The organism is Streptomyces longisporoflavus, from assembly GCF_014649775.1.
In the GTDB taxonomy this organism is placed as follows: domain Bacteria; phylum Actinomycetota; class Actinomycetes; order Streptomycetales; family Streptomycetaceae; genus Streptomyces; species Streptomyces longisporoflavus.
Map to the genome: position 1 here is coordinate 14,159 of NZ_BMTR01000018.1, position 18,685 is coordinate 32,843.

At 69.7% G+C, this 18,685-nt stretch carries 21 protein-coding genes and 5 tRNA genes; 19 read left to right on the forward strand and 7 right to left on the reverse strand.

Features of this window, described 5'->3' with window-relative positions; translation table 11 throughout:
* Positions 1–148: 148 nt before the first annotated feature.
* The 8 genes from IE226_RS30865 (at position 149) to IE226_RS30900 (ending at position 3,845) form a co-directional block, all read left to right on the forward strand.
* Positions 149–937 carry a fumarylacetoacetate hydrolase family protein gene (locus IE226_RS30865; RefSeq protein WP_190084715.1) on the forward strand — a complete coding sequence of 263 codons (789 nt, stop codon included), beginning with the start codon at positions 149–151 and terminating at the stop codon, positions 935–937.
* Positions 930–2,411, forward strand: a complete 1,482-nt coding sequence (gene gltX / locus IE226_RS30870) for a glutamate--tRNA ligase (RefSeq protein WP_190084716.1) — start codon at positions 930–932, stop codon at positions 2,409–2,411. Before IE226_RS30865 ends, gltX begins: the two co-directional genes overlap by 8 nt.
* Positions 2,412–2,480: 69 nt before the next feature.
* The gene (locus IE226_RS30875; RefSeq protein WP_190084717.1) at positions 2,481–3,206 is read left to right on the forward strand and encodes an HAD family hydrolase; all 726 of its coding nucleotides are present in this window, start codon (positions 2,481–2,483) and stop codon (positions 3,204–3,206) included.
* Positions 3,207–3,295: 89 nt separating this feature from the next.
* Positions 3,296–3,367 (forward strand) — tRNA-Gln (locus tag IE226_RS30880).
* Positions 3,368–3,388: 21 nt separating this feature from the next.
* Positions 3,389–3,461 (forward strand) — tRNA-Glu (locus IE226_RS30885).
* Positions 3,462–3,523: 62 nt separating this feature from the next.
* Positions 3,524–3,596 (forward strand) — tRNA-Glu (locus IE226_RS30890).
* A 28-nt stretch (positions 3,597–3,624) separates the two neighbouring features.
* Positions 3,625–3,696: transfer RNA gene (locus IE226_RS30895), tRNA-Gln, on the forward strand.
* A 76-nt stretch (positions 3,697–3,772) separates the two neighbouring features.
* Positions 3,773–3,845: transfer RNA gene (locus IE226_RS30900), tRNA-Glu, on the forward strand.
* 45 nt (positions 3,846–3,890) lie between these two features.
* Here IE226_RS30900 and IE226_RS30905 read toward each other — a convergent pair.
* Positions 3,891–4,577 carry a MerR family transcriptional regulator gene (locus IE226_RS30905; protein WP_190084718.1) on the reverse strand — a complete coding sequence of 229 codons (687 nt, stop codon included), beginning with the start codon at positions 4,575–4,577 and terminating at the stop codon, positions 3,891–3,893.
* Between the two features lie 111 nt (positions 4,578–4,688).
* Here IE226_RS30905 and IE226_RS30910 point away from each other — a divergent pair, with 111 nt between their 5' ends.
* Positions 4,689–5,174: a DUF4188 domain-containing protein gene (locus tag IE226_RS30910; protein WP_190084719.1), complete on the forward strand. Its 486-nt coding sequence runs from the start codon at positions 4,689–4,691 to the stop codon at positions 5,172–5,174.
* A 128-nt stretch (positions 5,175–5,302) separates the two neighbouring features.
* On the opposite strand, the gene ndgR is transcribed toward IE226_RS30910, so the two are convergent.
* Positions 5,303–6,022 (reverse strand): IclR family transcriptional regulator NdgR, encoded by a 720-nt coding sequence (gene ndgR / locus IE226_RS30915; RefSeq protein ID WP_190084720.1) that lies wholly within the window; start codon positions 6,020–6,022, stop codon positions 5,303–5,305.
* A gap of 180 nt (positions 6,023–6,202) precedes the next feature.
* Here ndgR and leuC point away from each other — a divergent pair, with 180 nt between their 5' ends.
* The 4 genes from leuC to IE226_RS30935 all read left to right on the forward strand — a co-directional run bounded on the left by leuC (position 6,203) and on the right by IE226_RS30935 (position 9,583).
* A complete protein-coding gene (gene leuC / locus IE226_RS30920) occupies positions 6,203–7,636 on the forward strand; it encodes a 3-isopropylmalate dehydratase large subunit (protein WP_190084721.1) in 1,434 nt (477 codons plus the stop codon).
* Positions 7,637–7,641: 5 nt separating this feature from the next.
* Positions 7,642–8,235, forward strand: a complete 594-nt coding sequence (gene leuD, locus IE226_RS30925; RefSeq protein ID WP_190084722.1) for a 3-isopropylmalate dehydratase small subunit — start codon at positions 7,642–7,644, stop codon at positions 8,233–8,235.
* Positions 8,236–8,474: 239 nt separating this feature from the next.
* Positions 8,475–8,711: an SCO5555 family protein gene (locus IE226_RS30930; protein ID WP_190084723.1), complete on the forward strand. Its 237-nt coding sequence runs from the start codon at positions 8,475–8,477 to the stop codon at positions 8,709–8,711.
* Positions 8,712–8,884: 173 nt separating this feature from the next.
* Positions 8,885–9,583, forward strand: a complete 699-nt coding sequence (locus IE226_RS30935) for an HU family DNA-binding protein (protein ID WP_190084724.1) — start codon at positions 8,885–8,887, stop codon at positions 9,581–9,583.
* An 88-nt stretch (positions 9,584–9,671) separates the two neighbouring features.
* On the opposite strand, the gene IE226_RS30940 is transcribed toward IE226_RS30935, so the two are convergent.
* Both IE226_RS30940 and cofC read right to left on the reverse strand, forming a co-directional pair.
* Positions 9,672–9,875: a hypothetical protein gene (locus tag IE226_RS30940; RefSeq protein WP_190084725.1), complete on the reverse strand. Its 204-nt coding sequence runs from the start codon at positions 9,873–9,875 to the stop codon at positions 9,672–9,674.
* Between the two features lie 13 nt (positions 9,876–9,888).
* A complete protein-coding gene (gene cofC / locus IE226_RS30945) occupies positions 9,889–10,524 on the reverse strand; it encodes a 2-phospho-L-lactate guanylyltransferase (RefSeq protein WP_190084726.1) in 636 nt (211 codons plus the stop codon).
* 148 nt (positions 10,525–10,672) lie between these two features.
* Between cofC and IE226_RS30950 the strand changes: the two genes are divergently transcribed.
* The 3 genes from IE226_RS30950 to IE226_RS30960 are packed head-to-tail and all read left to right on the forward strand — an operon-like array spanning position 10,673 to position 13,685.
* Positions 10,673–11,464, forward strand: coding sequence for a lysophospholipid acyltransferase family protein (locus IE226_RS30950; protein ID WP_190084727.1), 792 nt, complete (start codon positions 10,673–10,675; stop codon positions 11,462–11,464).
* On the forward strand, positions 11,461–12,471 hold the full coding sequence (locus tag IE226_RS30955; RefSeq protein ID WP_190084728.1) for an NAD(P)H-dependent glycerol-3-phosphate dehydrogenase: 1,011 nt from the start codon (positions 11,461–11,463) through the stop codon (positions 12,469–12,471). Before IE226_RS30950 ends, IE226_RS30955 begins: the two co-directional genes overlap by 4 nt.
* Positions 12,472–12,506: 35 nt before the next feature.
* Complete coding sequence (locus IE226_RS30960; RefSeq protein ID WP_190084729.1) at positions 12,507–13,685, forward strand: D-alanine--D-alanine ligase family protein; 1,179 nt, start codon at positions 12,507–12,509, stop codon at positions 13,683–13,685.
* Between the two features lie 26 nt (positions 13,686–13,711).
* Here IE226_RS30960 and IE226_RS30965 read toward each other — a convergent pair whose 3' ends face one another.
* Both IE226_RS30965 and IE226_RS30970 read right to left on the reverse strand, forming a co-directional pair.
* Complete coding sequence (locus IE226_RS30965) at positions 13,712–14,197, reverse strand: DUF3515 domain-containing protein (RefSeq protein ID WP_190084849.1); 486 nt, start codon at positions 14,195–14,197, stop codon at positions 13,712–13,714.
* A gap of 26 nt (positions 14,198–14,223) precedes the next feature.
* Entirely contained in the window at positions 14,224–14,457 is a 234-nt protein-coding gene (locus IE226_RS30970) for an Lrp/AsnC family transcriptional regulator (protein ID WP_016642988.1), read from the reverse strand.
* Positions 14,458–14,666: 209 nt separating this feature from the next.
* Between IE226_RS30970 and IE226_RS30975 the strand changes: the two genes are divergently transcribed.
* Positions 14,667–15,635, forward strand: a complete 969-nt coding sequence (locus IE226_RS30975; RefSeq protein WP_190084730.1) for a thiamine-phosphate kinase — start codon at positions 14,667–14,669, stop codon at positions 15,633–15,635.
* 2 nt (positions 15,636–15,637) lie between these two features.
* On the forward strand, positions 15,638–16,450 hold the full coding sequence (thiD, locus tag IE226_RS30980; protein ID WP_190084731.1) for a bifunctional hydroxymethylpyrimidine kinase/phosphomethylpyrimidine kinase: 813 nt from the start codon (positions 15,638–15,640) through the stop codon (positions 16,448–16,450).
* A 134-nt stretch (positions 16,451–16,584) separates the two neighbouring features.
* Here thiD and rpmB read toward each other — a convergent pair whose 3' ends face one another.
* Complete coding sequence (gene rpmB, locus IE226_RS30985; RefSeq protein ID WP_160507429.1) at positions 16,585–16,770, reverse strand: 50S ribosomal protein L28; 186 nt, start codon at positions 16,768–16,770, stop codon at positions 16,585–16,587.
* A 218-nt stretch (positions 16,771–16,988) separates the two neighbouring features.
* Here rpmB and fakA point away from each other — a divergent pair, with 218 nt between their 5' ends.
* Positions 16,989–18,671, forward strand: coding sequence for a DAK2 domain-containing protein (fakA, locus tag IE226_RS30990; protein ID WP_190084732.1), 1,683 nt, complete (start codon positions 16,989–16,991; stop codon positions 18,669–18,671).
* The last annotated feature ends 14 nt before the right edge of the window (positions 18,672–18,685 follow it).

Below are 18,685 nucleotides of genomic sequence, written 5' to 3' on the forward strand. Positions count from 1 at the left end.
CCGGCGTTCGAGGACGAGCTCGCGCGGCGGCGACGGGCAGGGCAACGGCGCGGGGTCACGTGAGATCCGCTCGCACGCGGGCCGCAGGCCCCCGCGTTAGCCTGGGGCGTCAGACTCCACCCGAAACCAGCAAGGGGCCAAGGCTCACGTGCGCATCGCCAGGTTCTCCATCGACGGCAACGTCGCCTTCGGCGCGGTCGAGGGCGAAAGTCCCCCCGGAACGACCGACGGGCTCGTCCTCGACATCATCAAGGGCATCCCGTTCGCGGACTTCGAGCTCTCCGGCACGAAGGTCCCGCTGAGCAAGGTCAGGCTGCTGCCCCCGGTGCTCCCCAACAAGGTCGTGGGCATCGGCCGCAACTACGCGGACCACGCGAAGGAGCTCGGCAACGAGGTCCCCGACGTCCCGGTGGCCTTCTTCAAGCCCTCCACCTCGGTGATCGGCCCCGGCGACTCGATCGCGTACCCCTCCTTCTCGCAGGAGGTGCACTACGAGGCCGAGCTCGCCGTGGTCATCGGCCGCATGTGCCGCGAGGTCCCGCGCGAGCGCGCACGTGACGTCATCCTCGGCTACACCTGCGCGAACGACGTCACCGCGCGTGACGTGCAGCAGCGCGAGAAGCAGTGGGCCAGGGCCAAGGGCTTCGACAGTTCCTGCCCGCTCGGTCCCTGGGTGGAGACCGACCTCGACCCCTCCGACCTCACCATCCAGTGCACGGTCAACGGCGAACAGCGCCAGCTGGGTCGTACGACCGACATGGTCCGCTCCATCGAGGACCTGATCGTGCACATCTCCGAGGCGATGACGCTGCTCCCCGGCGACGTCATCCTCACGGGCACCCCGGCAGGGGTCGGCCCCCTCAACGTCGGCGACGAGGTCGCCGTCACCATCGAAGGCATCGGCACTCTCACCAACAAGGTGATCAAGCGTGGCTAACGCGACTCCCGTACGCGTACGGTTCTGTCCCTCGCCGACCGGCAACCCCCACGTGGGCCTGGTCCGCACTGCTCTCTTCAACTGGGCCTACGCCCGGCACAACGAGGGCACCCTGGTCTTCCGCATCGAGGACACCGACGCGGCCCGCGACTCGGAGGAGTCGTACGAGCAGCTGCTCGAGGCGATGCGCTGGCTGGGCTTCGACTGGGACGAGGGCCCCGAGGTCGGCGGCCCGCACGCGCCGTACCGCCAGTCGCAGCGGATGGACATCTACCAGGACGTCGCCGCCAAGCTCCTGGACTCGGGCCGCGCGTACTACTGCTACTGCTCCACGGAGGAGCTGGACGCCCGCCGCGAGGCGGCCCGCGCCGCAGGCAAGCCGTCCGGCTACGACGGCCACTGCCGCGACCTGACCACCGAGCAGCGCGCCGCGTACGAGACGGAGGGCCGCAAGCCCATCGTCCGTTTCCGCATGCCCGACGAGGCGATCACCTTCACGGACCTGGTCCGCGGCGAGATCACCGTCCAGCCCGAGAACCTCCCGGACTACGGCATCGTCCGTGCCAACGGAGCACCGCTCTACACCCTGGTGAACCCGGTCGACGACGCCCTGATGGAGATCACCCACGTCCTGCGCGGCGAGGACCTGCTCTCCTCCACCCCGCGCCAGATCGCCCTCTACAAGGCGCTGACGGACCTGGGCATCGCCAAGGAGACCCCGGCCTTCGGCCACCTCCCGTACGTCATGGGCGAGGGCAACAAGAAGCTGAGCAAGCGCGACCCCCAGGCCTCGCTCAACCTCTACCGCGAGCGCGGCTTCCTCCCCGAGGGCCTCCTGAACTACCTGTCCCTCCTGGGCTGGTCGTTCTCCGCGGACCAGGACGTCTTCACGATCCCCGAGATGGTCGCCAAGTTCGACCTCGCGGACGTGAACGCCAACCCGGCCCGCTTCGACCTGAAGAAGGCCGAGGCGATCAACGCCGACCACATCCGCATGCTGGACGTGAAGGCGTTCGCGGCGGCCTGCGAGCCCTGGCTGAAGGCCCCGCACGCCAACTGGGCCCCCGAGGCATTCGACCAGGCGGCTTGGGAGGCCATCGCCCCGCACGCCCAGACCCGCATCAAGGTCCTCTCCGAGATCACGGAGAACGTGGACTTCCTCTTCCTGGATGAGCCCGTCGACGACGAGGCGTCCTGGACCAAGGCCATGGGCAAGGGCGACCCGGCCGCGCTCCTGACGACGGCCCGCGCCAAGCTCGACGCCGCCGACTGGACGTCCCCCGAGTCCCTCAAGGAGGCCGTCCTGGCCGCCGGCGAGGAGCACGGCCTGAAGCTCGGCAAGGCCCAGGCCCCGGTCCGCGTCGCCGTAACCGGCCGCACGGTCGGCCTGCCCCTCTTCGAGTCCCTGGAGATCCTGGGCAAGGAAAAGTCCCTGACCCGAATCGACGCGGCCCTGGCGAAGCTCGCCGCGTAAGCACGTACGTGCAGAACGAAGGGCCCGGAAGCCGTCACGGCTGCCGGGCCCTTCGCGTACGTTCGAACCATGCCGATCAAAGCCGTGGTCTGGGACGTAGACGACACGATCTTCGATTACGCCCACGCCGACACCGCCGGTATGCACGCGCATCTCACCGCCGAGGGGATCATCGAGCGGTACGAGACCGCCGAGCGTGCCCTCGTGCTCTGGAAAGAGGTCACCGAGCGCCACTGGGCGCGCTTCAGTGCCGGGGGGATCGATTTCGAGGATCAGCGGCGTGACCGCGTACGCGAGTTTCTGGACGACGTCCTGACCGACGAGGACGCGGACGCCTGGTTCGCGCGCTACCTCGTGCACTACGAATCCGCGTGGAAGCTCTTCCCCGACACCGTGCCCGTCCTGGACACCCTCGCCGGTGATTACCGTCACGCCGTCCTCTCCAACTCCGCCCTGATGGTGCAGGACCGCAAGCTGCGTGTCCTGGGCGTGCGTGATCGCTTCGAGTCCGTACTGTGCGCCGCCGAACTCGGCGTCTCCAAGCCCGCGGCGGAGGCCTTCCTCGCGGTGTGCACGGCGATGGGCCTCGCGCCCGGGGAGGTCGCCTACGTCGGGGACCAGCCGGAGATCGACGCGCGGGGGGCGCGGGACGCGGGCCTTCTCGGGATCTGGCTCGACCGCAACGGCGCGGTACAGGAAGGTCCGTCGGGAGTGCACCGCATCTCCGGGCTCACCGAGCTGCCCCCGCTGCTCCGCGGCGATACCCGTTTTGGAGCGCCGTCCACCTTCGGGTAATGTTCTTTCTGCGCCGCCCGAGAAGGCCGAAAGGTCCGGACAGGGAGACGTAAATCGAAGCAAAACCTCTTCAAGGGGTTGCGTATCGATGGCCTATGGTGTAATTGGCAGCACGACGGTTTCTGGTTCCGTTAGTCTAGGTTCGAGTCCTGGTAGGCCAGCTCGCAGAGCTTATCTGCAACGCCCCCGTTGTGTAGCGGCCTAGCACGCCGCCCTCTCAAGGCGGTAGCGCCGGTTCGAATCCGGTCGGGGGTACAGATCCTTCCCATGGAAGCAGTCAGGGTCGCACCCACTGCTACCGATGCAGGATCGCTAGGGCCCCCGTTGTGTAGCGGCCTAGCACGCCGCCCTCTCAAGGCGGTAGCGCCGGTTCGAATCCGGTCGGGGGTACGCAGGGTCTAGCTGGTCTAGACCACAGTGGGCTATGGTGTAATTGGCAACACGACGGTTTCTGGTTCCGTTGTTCTAGGTTCGAGTCCTGGTAGCCCAGCGTAGTGCAGCAGGACAAAGCAGTGCAGCAGGACAAAGCAGTACAGCAGGACAAAGCAGTACAGCAGGACAAGCTAGCCCCCGTTGTGTAGCGGCCTAGCACGCCGCCCTCTCAAGGCGGTAGCGCCGGTTCGAATCCGGTCGGGGGTACAGAGAGAGAAGGGGCCTTCCCGCAAGGGAGGGCCCCTTCGTCGTTCACTCCTCTTCGGTGCCCCGCCCGGAGTCGTCCTGTCCGGAGTCGCCCCGTCCGAAGCGGCGGTTGGACTCCTCCGCCTGTGCGATGCGGCGCAGTGCGAGCAGCACCGGCTCGTAGAGCACGGTCAGCGCCACGGCCGCCTGCAACTGTTCGTCCGGTGATTCGTATCGCTCGATCAAGTCCAGGTCGGCGACCGCCAGTTGGCGCCCGGCGCGCGCGTAGGGCGCCAAGTCCTCGACGGCGCACGGATATCCGAGCCGGGACAGCGTGCCGACCGCGGTCACCAGCATCCGGTACGCAGGCGAGTCGTCCCCGTACTCCCGGGCGTGCTCCCAGTCGGGCTGGTCGAGAAGCGTGTCGACGGTGTGCCGCGCGGTCTGCGTGTCCGCGTCCTCCTCGGCGGACTCGGGACCGTGGGGGAGTGCCCAAACTGCCGTGCCCAGGCGGGAGTTGTGGTCCAGGGTGTCGTCCTCCAGGGCGGTGAGGACCTCCCGCGCCGACGCGATCGGCACCCGGCCCACCTGGATGAGCGCCCGCACCAGGCGCAGCCGTCGCAGGTGCGTCTCGTCGTACTCGGCCTGCGTCGCCGTCACTCGGTGGCCGGGCGGGAGCAGGCCCTCGCGCAGGTAGTACTTGATCGTGGCCGTCGAGACCCCGCTGCGCGTGCTGAGCTCCGCCAGTCTCATCGGCTCGTTTCTCCTCGTGCTGTTCTGCCCTCTTGCGCATCCACTTAGGGAGTGCCACTATCCAATCATGGATAGCGACACTATCCAACGCTCCATGAAGGGGGAAGCATCATGAGCACCAAGCCGATCGAAGGGCGCATGACGGCCGACGCACAGGGCGGAGTCACGGTCTTCACCATCGGAATGCGCATCAACAACTTCCGCGCCGTGCGCAGCTGGTGGCCCGTCTTCCGCGCGATGCCACGGATGCTCAAGGAGCTGTCGCAGGACCGGGGGAGCGGCATGCTGGGATACCAGCTGCTGCTGGGCGGCCCGCGGCTGCTGTACGTCGTGCAGTACTGGAAGTCGACCGAGGAGCTGTTCGCCTACGCGTCCGACCAGGGCAAGGAGCACCGGCCCGCCTGGGCGGCCTTCAACCGGCGGATGCGGGAAGGCAAGGGGAAGGTCGGCTTCTGGCACGAGACCTACGACGTGCCGGTCGGCGCGCACGAGGCGGTGTACATCAATATGCCGGAGTTCGGCCTGGGCAAGGCCATCGGCGTGGTGCCGGTCGGCCGCCGGGGTGACCGGGCCGCGGATCGGCTGAAGGCGGTCTGAGCGCGCACGGAAACCCGTAGGGGGCAGTAGGGGGACGGTAAGGGGACACAGGAAAACGCCCGAGGGGCCGCCGCGGCGTTGAGGCGGCCCCTCGGGCGTTCTGTGTGCTGTGGGTGCGTCGTGCGGGTTCAGCCGCCCGTGCGGCGCAGGGCCTCGGACAGGCGCCCGGCGGCGTCGATGATGGCCTGGGCGTGCATCCGGCCGGGATGGCGGGTCAGGCGCTCGATCGGCCCGGAGACCGAGACGGCGGCGACCACGCGGTTCGACGGGCCGCGCACGGGGGCGGAGACGGACGCGACGCCCGGCTCCCGCTCGCCGATCGACTGGGCCCAGCCCCGGCGGCGTACGCCCGAGAGGGCCGTGGCCGTGAAGCGGGCGCCCTGGAGGCCGCGGTGCAGGCGCTCCGGCTCCTCCCAGGCCATCAGGATCTGTGCGGACGAGCCCGCTTTCATCGTGAGCGTCGAACCGACGGGGACCGTGTCCCGCAGGCCCGAGAGGCGCTCGGCCGCGGCGACGCAGATGCGCATGTCGCCCTGCCGGCGGTAGAGCTGCGCGCTCTCGCCCGTGACATCGCGCAGGTGTGTGAGGACCGGGCCCGCCGTGGCGAGCAGGCGGTCCTCGCCGGCCGCCGCCGCGAGTTCCGCGAGCCGCGGGCCGAGAATGAAACGGCCCTGCATGTCGCGCGCCACCATCCGGTGGTGTTCCAGTGCCACGGCGAGGCGATGTGCCGTGGGTCGTGCGAGTCCGGTGGCCGCGACCAGCCCCGCGAGGGTGGCCGGACCGGACTCCAGGGCGCTCAAGACGAGAGCCGCCTTGTCGAGAACGCCGACGCCGCTAGAGTTGTCCATGCGTCGATACTCGCGTCTCACTCTGTGAAACGCAAGTTCAATTTCTCATGGAACACGTCACCCTGTACGTGCGATCCGCGGACCAACGGAAAGCGGTCCACGCGCGGCACGAGGGGAACGGGCGTGGACGAACAATTCTCTAGTTGGGCCGGCACAAGACGGCCGGTCGGAGGGAAAGCGATGGGTAGGACACTCGCGGAGAAGGTCTGGGACGACCACGTCGTCCGGCGCGCCGAAGGCGAGCCCGACCTCCTCTTCATCGATCTGCACCTGCTGCACGAGGTGACGAGCCCGCAGGCCTTCGACGGCCTCCGCCAGGCAGGTCGCCCGGTGCGGCGGCTCGACCTCACCATCGCCACCGAGGATCACAACACCCCGACCCTCGACATCGACAAGCCGATCGCGGACCCCGTCTCGCGGGCGCAGTTGGAGACGCTGCGCAAGAACTGCGCCGAGTTCGGCGTACGGCTGCACTCGCTGGGCGACGTCGAGCAGGGTGTCGTCCACGTGGTGGGCCCCCAGCTGGGACTGACCCAGCCCGGCACCACCGTGGTCTGCGGCGACTCGCACACCTCCACGCACGGCGCCTTCGGCGCGCTGGCGTTCGGCATCGGCACCTCCCAGGTCGAGCACGTCCTGGCCACGCAGACGCTGCCGATGGCGCCCCCGAAGACCATGGCCATCACGGTCGACGGCGAACTGCCCGACGGCGTCACGGCCAAGGACCTGATCCTCGCCATCATCGCCAAGATCGGCACCGGCGGCGGCCAGGGCTACGTCCTGGAGTACCGCGGCCCCGCCATCGAGAAACTCTCGATGGAAGCCCGCATGACCATCTGCAACATGTCGATCGAGGCCGGTGCCCGCGCGGGCATGATCGCCCCCGACGCCACCACCTTCGACTACATCGAGGGCCGCGATCACGCCCCGAAGGGCGAGGAGTGGGACGCGGCGGTCGCGTACTGGAAGACCCTGAAGACGGACGAGGACGCGGTCTTCGACGCCGAGGTCTACATCGACGCCTCCGAGCTCGCGCCGTTCGTCACCTGGGGCACCAACCCGGGCCAGGGCGCGCCGCTCTCGGCACACGTCCCCGATCCTGCTTCGTACGAAGACGCCTCGGAGCGGTTCGCCGCCGAAAAGGCCCTGGAATACATGGGGTTGACCGCCGGGCAGGCGCTGCGCGACATCAAGGTCGACACCGTCTTCGTAGGTTCCTGCACCAACGGCCGTATCGAGGACCTGCGTGCGGCGGCCTCCATCGTCGAGGGCCGCAAAGTCGCCGACGGCGTGCGGATGCTGATCGTGCCCGGTTCGGTCCGGGTCGCCCTGCAGGCCATCGAGGAGGGCCTGGACAAGGTCTTCGTCGCCGCGGGCGCCGAATGGCGGCACGCGGGCTGCTCGATGTGCCTGGGCATGAACCCCGACCAACTGGCGCCCGGCGAGCGCTCCGCGTCGACCTCCAACCGCAACTTCGAGGGCAGGCAGGGCAAGGGCGGCCGTACCCACCTGGTGTCGCCCCAGGTCGCCGCCGCCACCGCGGTGACGGGCCACCTGTCGTCGCCCGCCGACCTGACCGATGCCCCTGACGCCCCTGTCACCGCCGGAGTCTGAGAGCCATGGAAGCATTCACCACGCACACCGGCCGGGCCGTCCCGCTGCGCCGCAGCAACGTCGACACCGACCAGATCATCCCCGCCCACTGGCTGAAGAAGGTCACCAGGGACGGATTCGAGGACGGGCTCTTCGAGGCCTGGCGCAAGGACGGCGAGTTCGTCCTGAACAAACCCGAACGCCGGGGCGCCACGGTTCTGGTCGCCGGACCCGACTTCGGTACGGGCTCCTCGCGCGAGCACGCCGTGTGGGCGCTGCAGAACTACGGCTTCAAGGCCGTCATCTCCTCGCGCTTCGCCGACATCTTCCGCGGCAACTCGCTGAAGAACGGCCTGCTCACCGTCGTGCTCGACCAGCAGGTCGTGGACGCGCTGTGGGAGCTCACGGAGCGGGACCCGCAGGCCGAAATCACCGTTGACCTGCAGGATCGCCAAGTGCGGGCCGAGGGTATCACCGCCGACTTCGAGCTCGACGAGAACGCCCGCTGGCGTCTTCTGAACGGTCTGGACGACATCAGCATCACGCTCCAGAACGAGCCGGCCATCGCGGAGTACGAGTCGAAGCGCCGCTCGTACAAGCCCCGGACGGTGCAGGTCTGACACCCCCGCAACACCCTGGTGTACCCCCAATCGTGGACGGTTGGGGGTACATCTGTGTCCGGCCTCTTGCGGGTATCCGATGCCCTGAACGGGTGGTGTCAACTCCCTTGATCCGGACGGCAGAAGAGGCTTGAAATCCCCTTGTACTCGCTCCGAGCGGGTACCCTCAGAAGGGCGCCGGATGTGGGTAGTTACCCCCTGCGGAGGCGACAACTCGCCCCAGATGGCACAATCGGTGCATGGAACGTAACAGCCAACTCGAGCTCTACGGGCTTGTTGCGGACCAACTGAAGGAAGCGCACTCAAGGGTGCGTGCACTGCAAGTCCCGGAGAGCGTACGGATGGCGCTGACCCGGAAGCTGCTGGTCATTACGGCCGCGGCCAAACACGATCTCGCCGGAGCGGCAAGGCGTCTGGAGCGATTCATGGCGGACCTCGATCGGGTTGACGAGGGCCGATTCCCCGAAGACACCTGAGTCACAAGGCTCAAACGGCCCTTCGAGGAACCTTCGAGGAACTCATGGACAGCCGAGTTCGTTGCGGCACAAGGGTGATTAGCCCGTTTCGTGTTTGATTTGCGGTATATATCTGCCTAACGTGCGAAAAAGCCTGGCGAATACGCTGAGGCGAGGTCTCCGAAGGGGAAGACGTGAACAAGGCGCAGCTCGTAGAAGCGATTGCCGACAAGGTGGGTGGCCGTCAGCAGGCCGCCGACGCCGTGGACGCGGTTCTGGACGCAGTCGTCCGTGCCGTGGTCAGCGGAGACCGTGTTTCGGTCACCGGTTTCGGCTCGTTCGAGAAGGTTGACCGTCCGGCCCGTTACGCCCGCAACCCGCAGACCGGGGAGCGCGTTCGGGTCAAGAAGACCTCGGTTCCGCGTTTCCGCGCCGGCCAGGGCTTCAAGGACCTGGTGAGCGGCTCGAAGAAGCTCCCGAAGAACGATGTCGCGGTCAAGAAGGCGCCCAAGGGCAGCCTTTCGGGCGGCGGCGCCTCGGCGACCGTCAAGAAGGCCGCGGCCAAGAAGGCCACCACCGCCAAGAAGGCCACGGCGAAGAAGGCGGCGACCGCGACCGCCAAGAAGACCACCGCCAAGAAGACCACGGCGACGGCGAAGAAGGCGGCCACCGCCAAGAAGGCCACCGCCAAGAAGACGACGGGTGCCGCCAAGAAGGCCACGCCCGCCGCCAAGAAGACGACGGCGAAGAAGGCCACCCCCGCGGCCAAGAAGGCCACCGCCAAGAAGACGGCGCCGGCCACCAAGAAGGCCACGGCCAAGAAGACCGCACCCGCCAAGAAGTCGACGGCGCGCAAGACCACCGCCAAGAAGGCGACCGCCCGCAAGAAGTAAGGGCACGAGGGCACTCACGCGCCGGGCCGGGCTTCCCACTGGGAGCCCGGCCCGCGGCGTGTGCGGGACCCGGACGGAGGCCGGGAGCTCAGAAGGTCTGCAGCGTCACCAGCGTGATGCGCCGCTGCTCGCCCTCTCCCTCGACCTCGATCCGCACCCGCTGGCCCGGCCTGAGCAACCGCAGGCCGCCCGCGTCGAACGCCGGGGGATCGAAGGGCACCGGGGTGCCGTCGTCGAGCAGCACGCTGCCGCTGCGGGTCTCGGAGTCGTACGTGTACGCGGTGGCCTGCATGGGGGAAGCGTACTCAGTCGGCGATCAGCAGCCGCGCCGCGGCCGTCGCCGTGCGCGGTCCCACGCCCAGGGCGAGCGCGGCCCGCAGATCGTCGCCGGTGTCCACGTCCTGGCGTACGGAATCGACGTCGTCGAGCCGGAGCTCCACGGCGCCCGACGCCGCGTGCCGGGAACGCGACTCCGCGCCGAAAGCGGGCCGCAATTCCGTGCCGGGGGCCGCGCAGAGCAGTGTCGTCCCGATTCCCGCGGCATCCGAGAGGAATGAACGGGGGGATTGCGCCGCGCCGTCGAGCACCCGGGCCAATTCCGCGGGGCGCAGTGCGGGGAGATCGGCATTCAGCGCGGCGACGGCCGTTCGGGGCCGCGCGGCGCGTACGGCCGCCGTCCCGTGCGCCAGAGCGGCGTTGAGGCCGCCCGGCGGTTCGTCCCGCACGATCCGGGCTCCCAGCGCCGCCAGCTCGCGCCCGGCCAGATCGTCGTCCGTGACGACCGCCACACCCCGTACCGCGGGGCAGGCCAGCGCCGCGGCCACGGTGTCCTGGGCGAAGGCGAGAGCGAGGCCCGGCCGCAGAGTGTCGCCGGTGGCGGCGCTGAGCCTGCTCTTGGCACGCTCCAGCGTTTTCAGGGGTATGACCAGGGTCCACTGCACAGGGGGCGGCTCCGTCCTTCGCGTCAGCGCCCATTGTGGCCTGCTGGGAGGCCCGGGCCGGGAGGGCGGGCGTACGGTGTTCTCGACAGACAGGCAGCCCGGGGCGACACTCGTGCGGCCGTCCTGGTTCATGGAGGAAGGTGTCCGAGTGTCCCGCCGCAGAATCGGCTTCTGGTACCGCCTGGCGGCGGTCATCGCTAAACCGCCGCTGGTGGTTCTGTTCAAGCGGGACTGGCGCGGAATGGAACACATTCCTGCCGACGGTGGATTCATCACCGCGGTGAATCACAACTCGTATATCGACCCGCTGTCGTACGCGCATTATCAGTACAACACCGGACGAGTGCCCCGTTTCCTGGCGAAGGACGGCCTTTTCAAGGACGGCTTCGTCGGCAAGGTCATGAAGGGCACGGGCCAGATCCCGGTCTACCGCGAGACCACGAACGCGCTCGACGCCTTCCGTGCCGCGGTCGACGCGATCGAGCGCGGCGAGTGCGTGGCGTTCTACCCCGAGGGCACCCTCACCAGGGACCCCGAGATGTGGCCGATGACGGCCAAGTCCGGTGCCGCGCGGGTCGCCCTGCGCACCCAGTGCCCGGTGATCCCCGTCGCCCAGTGGGGCGCCAACCTCGCGCTGCCCCCGTACAGCAAGAAGCTCAGCCTCTTCCCCCGCAAGAAGCTCCAGGTCCTCGCGGGCGAGCCGGTCGACCTCTCGCGCTTCTACGACAAGGAGCCCACCCCCGAGATCCTGCGGGAGGTGACCGAGGAGATCATGGCCGCGGTCACCGAACTCCTGGAGGAGATCCGGCAGGAGAAGGCCCCCGAGATCCCCTACGACCCGCGCAAGGCGCGGCTCGCGCAGCGACGCAAGGCGGCGAACCGGAACGGTCGCAGCGCCTTGGGGAACAGCACCGAGAACACCACGGAGGACAGCAAGTGACGAACCCGGTGAAGGTCGCCGTCTTCGGAACGGGCTCTTGGGGTACCGCCTTCGGCATGGTGCTCGCCGACGCGGGGTGCGACGTCACCCTGTGGGGCCGCAGGGCCGAACTCGCGGACGCCGTCAACTCCTCGCGCGTGAACCCCGACTACCTCCCCGGCGTCGAACTCCCGGAGAACCTCGGGGCGACCACCGACCCGGCGAAGGCCGCGGCCGGCGCCGACTTCACCGTGCTCGCCGTCCCCTCGCAGACGCTGCGCGCGAACCTCGCCGTGTGGGCCCCGCTGCTCGCGCCCGACACCGTCCTCGTCTCCCTCATGAAGGGCGTCGAGCTTGGCTCCGCGATGCGGATGAGCGAGGTCATCGAGGACGTCACCAAGGTCGCGGCCGACCGCGTCGCCGTCGTCACGGGCCCCAATCTCGCCCGTGAGATCGCCGCAAGGCAGCCCGCCGCCGCCGTGGTCGCCTGCCGGGACGAATCGATCGCGCAGCGGCTCCAGACCGCCTGCCACACGCCGTACTTCCGCCCGTACACGAACACGGACGTCGTCGGCTGTGAACTCGGCGGCGCCGTCAAGAACGTCATCGGTCTCGCCGTCGGCATCGCGGACGGCATGGGACTCGGCGACAACACCAAGGGCTCGCTCATCACCCGCGGCCTCGCCGAGACCACCCGTCTGGGCCTGGCCATGGGCGCGGACCCGCTGACGTTCTCCGGACTCGCGGGCCTCGGCGACCTGGTGGCCACCTGCTCGTCGCCGCTCTCGCGCAACCACACCTTCGGCACGAACCTCGGCAAGGGCATGACGCTGGAGGAGACCATCGCGGTCACCAAGCAGACCGCCGAGGGCGTCAAGTCCTGCGAGTCCGTCCTCGAACTGGCCCGCAGGCACGGCGTCGACATGCCCATCACGGAGACGGTCGTGGGCATCGTGCACGAGGGCACGCCCCCGGTGGTCGCCCTCAAGGAGCTGATGTCGCGCAGCGCCAAGCCCGAGCGCCGCTGACTCCGCGGGGGACCAGCGGGTACCCTCAAGCCGATATGAGCAGCGAGAACCTCCCCCAGAGCCCCAAGACGCACCCCGAGCAGAGCTCTGAGCTGCCGCTCCGCAAGCCGCGTGTGGCCGTCGTGTTCGGCGGCCGCAGTTCGGAGCACGGCATCTCGGTCGTCACGGCGGGCGCCGTACTGCGTGCCATCGACCGCACCAAGTACGACGTCCTGCCCATCGGCATCACGACGGACGGCCGCTGGGCGCTGACCGCCGACGATCCCGAGCGCATGGCGATCACCGACCGGCAGGTGCCCAGCGTCGACGCGCTCGCCGAGTCGGCGGACGGGGGCGTGGTGCTGCCCCTGGATCCGGGCAACCGCGAGGTCGTCTACAGCGAGCCCGGCACCGTGCCCAAGGCGCTCGGCGAGGTCGACGTCGTCTTCCCGATGCTGCACGGCCCGTACGGAGAGGACGGCACCCTCCAGGGGCTCCTCGAACTCTCCGGAGTGCCCTACGTGGGCGCCGGAGTGCTCGCCTCGGCCGTCGGCCAGGACAAGGAGTACATGAAGCGCGTGTTCACCTCCTTCGGGCTGCCCGTCGGCCCGTATCTGGTGATCCGCCCGCGCGAGTGGGACCGCGACCAGGAGGGCGCCCGCAAGAAGATCGCGGAGTTCGCCGGGGACCACGGCTGGCCGCTGTTCGTCAAGCCCGCGCGCGGGGGCTCGTCGATGGGCATCACGAAGGTCGACTCCTTCGAGGGCCTCGACGACGCGATCGAGGAGGCCCGGCGCCACGACCCCAAGATCCTCGTCGAGTCGCTCCTGCGGGGCCGCGAGATCGAGTGCGGGGTCCTGGAGTTCGAGGACGGTCCGCGCGCGAGCGTGCCCGCCGAGATCCCCCCGGTGCAGTCGCACGACTACTACGACTTCGAGGCGAAGTACATCGACTCGACGCCCGGCATCGTGCCCGCCCCGCTCACGCCCGAGCAGACCGCCGAGATCCAGCGGCTCGCGGTCGACGCCTTCGAGGCCACGTCCTGCGAGGGCCTGGTGCGCGCGGACTTCTTCCTCACCGAGGACGGGTTCGTGATCAACGAGATCAACACGATGCCGGGCTTCACGCCCATCTCGATGTACCCGCAGATGTGGGAAGCGAGCGGCGTCAGCTACCCCGAGCTGGTGGACCGCCTCGTCCAGGCAGCCCTCAACCGTTCCACGGGGCTGCGCTAGCGACGCCTCCGGGAGGCGCCCGGTCGCTACGGGGCGATCCCCTCGGGGATGGTCTTCTTGACGGGGGCGGCGAAGTCCGTCAGGGGGCTCACGCCGCTCCCCGCGCGCTCCTCGGGCACGGTGACCTCCACGTACGCCTCGCGCAGCGTGGAGGTGAAGCGGAACGAACCGTCGTCCCGCTCCTCGAGCAGCCAGTTGACGCCGTCCGCCGTCACGCCGTCCGCCTCGGGGTCGTTCATCTTCGGCGGTTTGGCGACACCGCAGCGCAGTATGATCGCCGGGTCTCCCCACCCGGCGGTCAGCTCCGACTTCGGCGCGGGATCAACCCGGGCGAGACCGTCCACCTTCTCCGGCAGCTGCTTGTCCAGGTTCCGGCACAGTTCGGTGACCTTGCTGTCCGGGGTGGGAACCGTGGCCGTCACCTCCTCGTCTGCTGAGGAGCAGCCCGCGGACGCGATCAGGAGTGCGAGTGCGGGGGCTGAGACCAGGCAGCGGCGCCGGCGACGGGAAATCTTCACCGGCCAAGGGTAGACGGGGGCTACAAGTGCACGACTGGGCAGGTCAGGGTCCGGGTGATGCCGTCCACTTGCTGGACCTTGGCGACCACCATGCGGCCGAGTTCGTCCACCGTGTCCGCCTGGGCGCGCACGATGACATCGTAGGGACCGGTCACGTCCTCGGCCTGGATGACTCCCGGAATCTTGCCGATCAGCTCGGCGACGGTCGACGCTTTGCCGACCTCGGTCTGGATCAGGATGTACGCCTGTACCACGGAACCTCCAGGGCGGCCACGAGGATCATGTGGGGAGAAGGGACGCCACGGTACCGCGTCGCTGCTTCTCGCGGGGAGACCCGGGATCGCTGTGGCGCGCTCATCGCGGTGGACGGGCAACAGAAGTTGACGGTCATCTCGACCGTACCTATGACAGTGAAGGCTCGCGACCGCAAGCCGAGCAGCGTGAAAGGGCATGGTGAGTCCCGGTGAAGGGAACCGTCGGCGAGTTGGGGGAGTTCGGGCTCATCAGGGAACTCACCTCGCGGCTCACCTCCACCCCGGCCGTCCGGCTCGGGCCCGGTGACGACGCCGCCGTCGTGTCGGCGCCGGACCGCAGGGTGGTGGCCAGCACCGACATCCTCCTGGAGGGCCGGCACTTCCGCCGCGACTGGTCCACCGCGTACGACGTGGGCCGCAAGGCAGCCGCGCAGAACCTCGCGGACATCGCCGCCATGGGCGCCGTACCGACCGCTCTGCTGCTCGGCCTGGTCGTCCCCGCCGAACTCCCCGCGAGCTGGCCCACCGAGCTCATGGACGGCCTGCGGGACGAATGCCAGGTCGCGGGAGCGGCGGTCGTGGGCGGCGATGTCGTACGGGGCGACACGATCACCGTCGCGATCACCGCGCTCGGCGATCTGCGCAACCACGAGCCGGTCACCCGCGCCGGGGCGCAGCCGGGCGATGTCGTCGCCGTCACCGGCTGGTTGGGCTGGTCCGCCGCCGGGCACGCGGTGCTCTCGCGCGGCTTCCGCTCGCCCCGCGCCTTCGTGGAGGCCCACCGCAGGCCCGAACCGCCGTACCACGCGGGTCCCGCGGCGGCCGGCCTCGGCGCGACCTCGATGACGGACGTGAGCGACGGTCTCATCGCCGACCTCGGCCACATCGCCGACTCCAGCAAGGTGCGCATCGACATCCGCTCCGGAGCCGTCGACGTGCCCTCCCAGATGAACGACATCGGCCAGGCCGTCGGCGTCGACCCGCTGCAGTGGGTGCTCAACGGCGGCGAGGACCACGCGATAGTGGCGACGTTCCCGGCCGACGTGAAGCTGCCCGCCCGCTGGAAGGTCATCGGCGAGGTCCTCAACCCCTCGGCCCTTCCGCAGGTCACCGTGGACGGTGCGCCTTGGACCAGCAAGGGCTGGGACCACTTCGGCGACAACGGAGACATGGAGTGAGCATGGCCCCCGGAGCGGCCCAGGCCCCGCCCCGCGTCCTGACCGTCGCCGGTTCCGACTCCGGTGGCGGCGCGGGCATCCAGGCCGACCTGAAGACGATGCTGGCCCTCGGCACGCACGGCATGAGCGTCGTCGCGGCCGTCACCGCGCAGAACTCCCTCGGCGTGCAGGGCGCCTGGGAGCTGCCCGTGGAGGCGGTACGCGCGCAGTACCGCAGCGTCGTCGACGACATCGGCGTCCAGGCCGTCAAGACCGGCATGCTGGCATCGGCCGAACTGGTCGAGACGGTGGCCGAGTTGATCGCGGGCACGGACGCCCCCTCGGTCGTCGACCCGGTGGGCGTCTCCAAGCACGGCGACTCGCTCCTTGCCGCGTCGGCACTCGACTCCGTCCGTACGAAACTGCTCCCCGTCGCCACGGTCGCGACCCCGAATCTCGACGAGGTCGCACAGCTCACGGGCGTCCGGGTCGAGGACGAGGACGGGATGCGGCGCGCGGCGGCGGCTCTCCTCGCCTACGGCCCGCGGTGGGCGCTCATCAAAGGCGGCCACCTGCGGGGCGACGCGGTGGACCTGCTCACCGACGGCTCCGAGGAGCACTGGCTGCGGGCGCCCCGCCTGGACAACCGCCACACCCACGGCACGGGCTGCACCCTCGCGAGCGCCATCGCCTCGCACCTGGCCAAGGGCCTGCCGGTGCCGGAGGCCGTCGCGGCGGCGAAGGAGTACGTGACCGGGGCGATCGGGGCCGGGTTCGCACTCGGCGGCGGGATCGGGCCCGTGGATCACGGGTGGCGGTTCAGGGCGCGGCGGTAAGTACTTCAGGGCGCAGTAAGTACTGGCGCGCATCCGTCTGTGCGGTGCGTCGCATTCGAGGCACACGAAAGAGCCGGACCCCCGAGGGGGACCGGCTCTTTCAGCAACCAGCTAGGTGGCCGCGCTTACTAGCGTCAGCGCGAGACCTTGCCGGCCTTGATGCACGAGGTGCAGGCGTTGAGCCGCTTCGGCGTCCCGCTGACCACGGCACGAACGCGCTGGATGTTCGGGTTCCAGCGACGGGACGTACGGCGGTGAGAGTGCGAGATGTTGTTGCCGAAGCTCGGCCCCTTGCCGCAGACGTCGCAGTTGGCAGCCACGGGTCACTCCAAGACTTCAGATGCACTTACGGTTAATCCCGGCATGCCGGGATCAGTGCAATGATCGTGGGTGGCGTTGCCAGGAGGAATGGCCCGACGGGTATCGGGCAACCGGAGCAGCATACAACGACTGCTTCGATAGAACGAAACTACCATGTCTCGCCCCGGCCCCGCCCCGGGCCTTTCGCCCTTCCCGGTCTACGCTGCGTCCATTCCGGATGCCTTTAGGAGGCGAGCAGGTGCCGCAGAACCTCGACGCCGTCGCGGTGCGCGCCTGGTGCGGCCTCGCTCTGGACGCCCTGGGAGGGGCCCGCGAGGAGATCGACGCGATCAACGTCTATCCGGTCGCGGACGGAGACACCGGAACCAACCTCTACCTGACCATGGAAGCGGCCTCACAGGCCGTCGACGCGGCGTTCACGGGACTCGAACCCTCCCGGCCCTCCCTCGCCGAGGCCGTAAGAGCGATGGCGCACGGCGCTTTGATAGGCGCCCGCGGGAACTCGGGCACGATCCTGTCGCAGCTCCTGCGGGGGATGGCGCAGGTCCTCGGTGCCGACCGTGACACCGATCACGCCGGGGGGCCGGTCCTGGCCCTCGCGCTCCGGCGGGCCGCCGAGTCGGCGTACCAGGCGGTGGAGCGCCCCGTGGAGGGCACGGTCCTGACGGTGGCCACCGCCGCCGCCGACGCGGCCCTCGACGCCGAAGGCGACTGCGGGACGGTGGCGCGGGCCGCCTACGACCGCGCGTGCCTGGCGCTCGACGCGACGCCGGGGCAGCTCGCGGTGCTCGGCCGCGCGGGAGTGGTGGACGCCGGGGGGCGCGGACTCGTGGCGGTGCTAGGGGCGCTGGTGGAGGCCCTGTCGGGCGAGACCGTGCGCCTGAGGACCCTGAGGACGACGCCCCAGAGCGGCCACGCGCGCGTGGAGCCCCGCGTGATGCCCGTCGAGTGCCAGGAGACGCCACCCGACGCGACGGCCCCCGCCTTCGAGGTGATCTACCTCCTGGAGGCCGACGACACGGCCGTCGCGCGGCTGCGGACGCGGCTCGACGGTCTGGGCGACTCACTCGTCGTGGTCGGCGGCGACGGGCTGTGGAACGTCCACGTCCATGTGGACGACGCCGGAGCCGCCGTCGAGGCGGGCGTCGAGGCGGGGCGACCGCACCGGATCCGCATCACCCACTTCGGTGTGGGGGACGCGCACACCGCGGGCGCCGCGCAGCCGCAGCGGGAGCGCGCGCAGCGCGCGATCGTCGCCGTCGTACCGGGGGAGGGCCTCGCGGGTCTCTACGCCGAAGCCGGCGCGACCACCGTGCCGGCACGGCCGGGGGAGCCGCCCGCCAGCGGGGAGCTCGTCGAGGCCGTCCGGCGCGCCCACGCGCGCGAGGTGGTGCTCCTGCCCAACGACGCCGAGCTGCGCCACACGGCCGCCGCCGCTGCCGAGCAGGCCCGCACGGAAGGAGTGCGCGTCGCGCTGATCCCGACCCGGTCCGCGGTCCAGGGCATCGCGGCGCTCGCCGTGCACGAGCCGGACCGCCGCTTCGACGAGGACGTCGTCGCGATGACCTCGGCCGCCGGCGCGACCCGGTACGCCGAACTGGCCGTCGCCGAGCGCCAGTCGTGGACCATGGCGGGCATCTGCCAGGCCGGTGACGTCCTCGGCCTGATCGACGGGGACGTCGCGGTGATCGGCGACGACACCACACGCACCGCGCGGTCCGTCCTCGACCGGATGCTGGCCGCGGGCGGCGAGATGGTCACGCTGGTGCTCGGCGAGGACGTGCCGGACAGCCTCGGCGACGAGCTGGAGAAGCATGTGCGCGAGGCGCATCTGGCGGTCGACACGGTGGTCTACCGCGGCGGGCGCCAGTCGGCGCTGCTTCTGATCGGCGTCGAGTAACCCCTGCCTTCAGC

What these genes read in the sequence shown, in the direction of transcription:
- IE226_RS30875 (WP_190084717.1), top strand. Translation starts at nt 2,481, where the DNA reads ATGCCGATCAAAGCCGTGGTCTGGGACGTAGACGACACGATCTTCGAT.
- IE226_RS30905 (WP_190084718.1), bottom strand. Translation starts at nt 4,577, where the DNA reads ATGAGACTGGCGGAGCTCAGCACGCGCAGCGGGGTCTCGACGGCCACG.
- IE226_RS30910 (WP_190084719.1), top strand. Translation starts at nt 4,689, where the DNA reads ATGAGCACCAAGCCGATCGAAGGGCGCATGACGGCCGACGCACAGGGC.
- ndgR (WP_190084720.1), bottom strand. Translation starts at nt 6,022, where the DNA reads ATGGACAACTCTAGCGGCGTCGGCGTTCTCGACAAGGCGGCTCTCGTC.
- leuC (WP_190084721.1), top strand. Translation starts at nt 6,203, where the DNA reads ATGGGTAGGACACTCGCGGAGAAGGTCTGGGACGACCACGTCGTCCGG.
- leuD (WP_190084722.1), top strand. Translation starts at nt 7,642, where the DNA reads ATGGAAGCATTCACCACGCACACCGGCCGGGCCGTCCCGCTGCGCCGC.
- IE226_RS30930 (WP_190084723.1), top strand. Translation starts at nt 8,475, where the DNA reads ATGGAACGTAACAGCCAACTCGAGCTCTACGGGCTTGTTGCGGACCAA.
- IE226_RS30940 (WP_190084725.1), bottom strand. Translation starts at nt 9,875, where the DNA reads ATGCAGGCCACCGCGTACACGTACGACTCCGAGACCCGCAGCGGCAGC.
- IE226_RS30960 (WP_190084729.1), top strand. Translation starts at nt 12,507, where the DNA reads ATGAGCAGCGAGAACCTCCCCCAGAGCCCCAAGACGCACCCCGAGCAG.
- thiD (WP_190084731.1), top strand. Translation starts at nt 15,638, where the DNA reads ATGGCCCCCGGAGCGGCCCAGGCCCCGCCCCGCGTCCTGACCGTCGCC.
- fakA (WP_190084732.1), top strand. Translation starts at nt 16,989, where the DNA reads ATGCCTTTAGGAGGCGAGCAGGTGCCGCAGAACCTCGACGCCGTCGCG.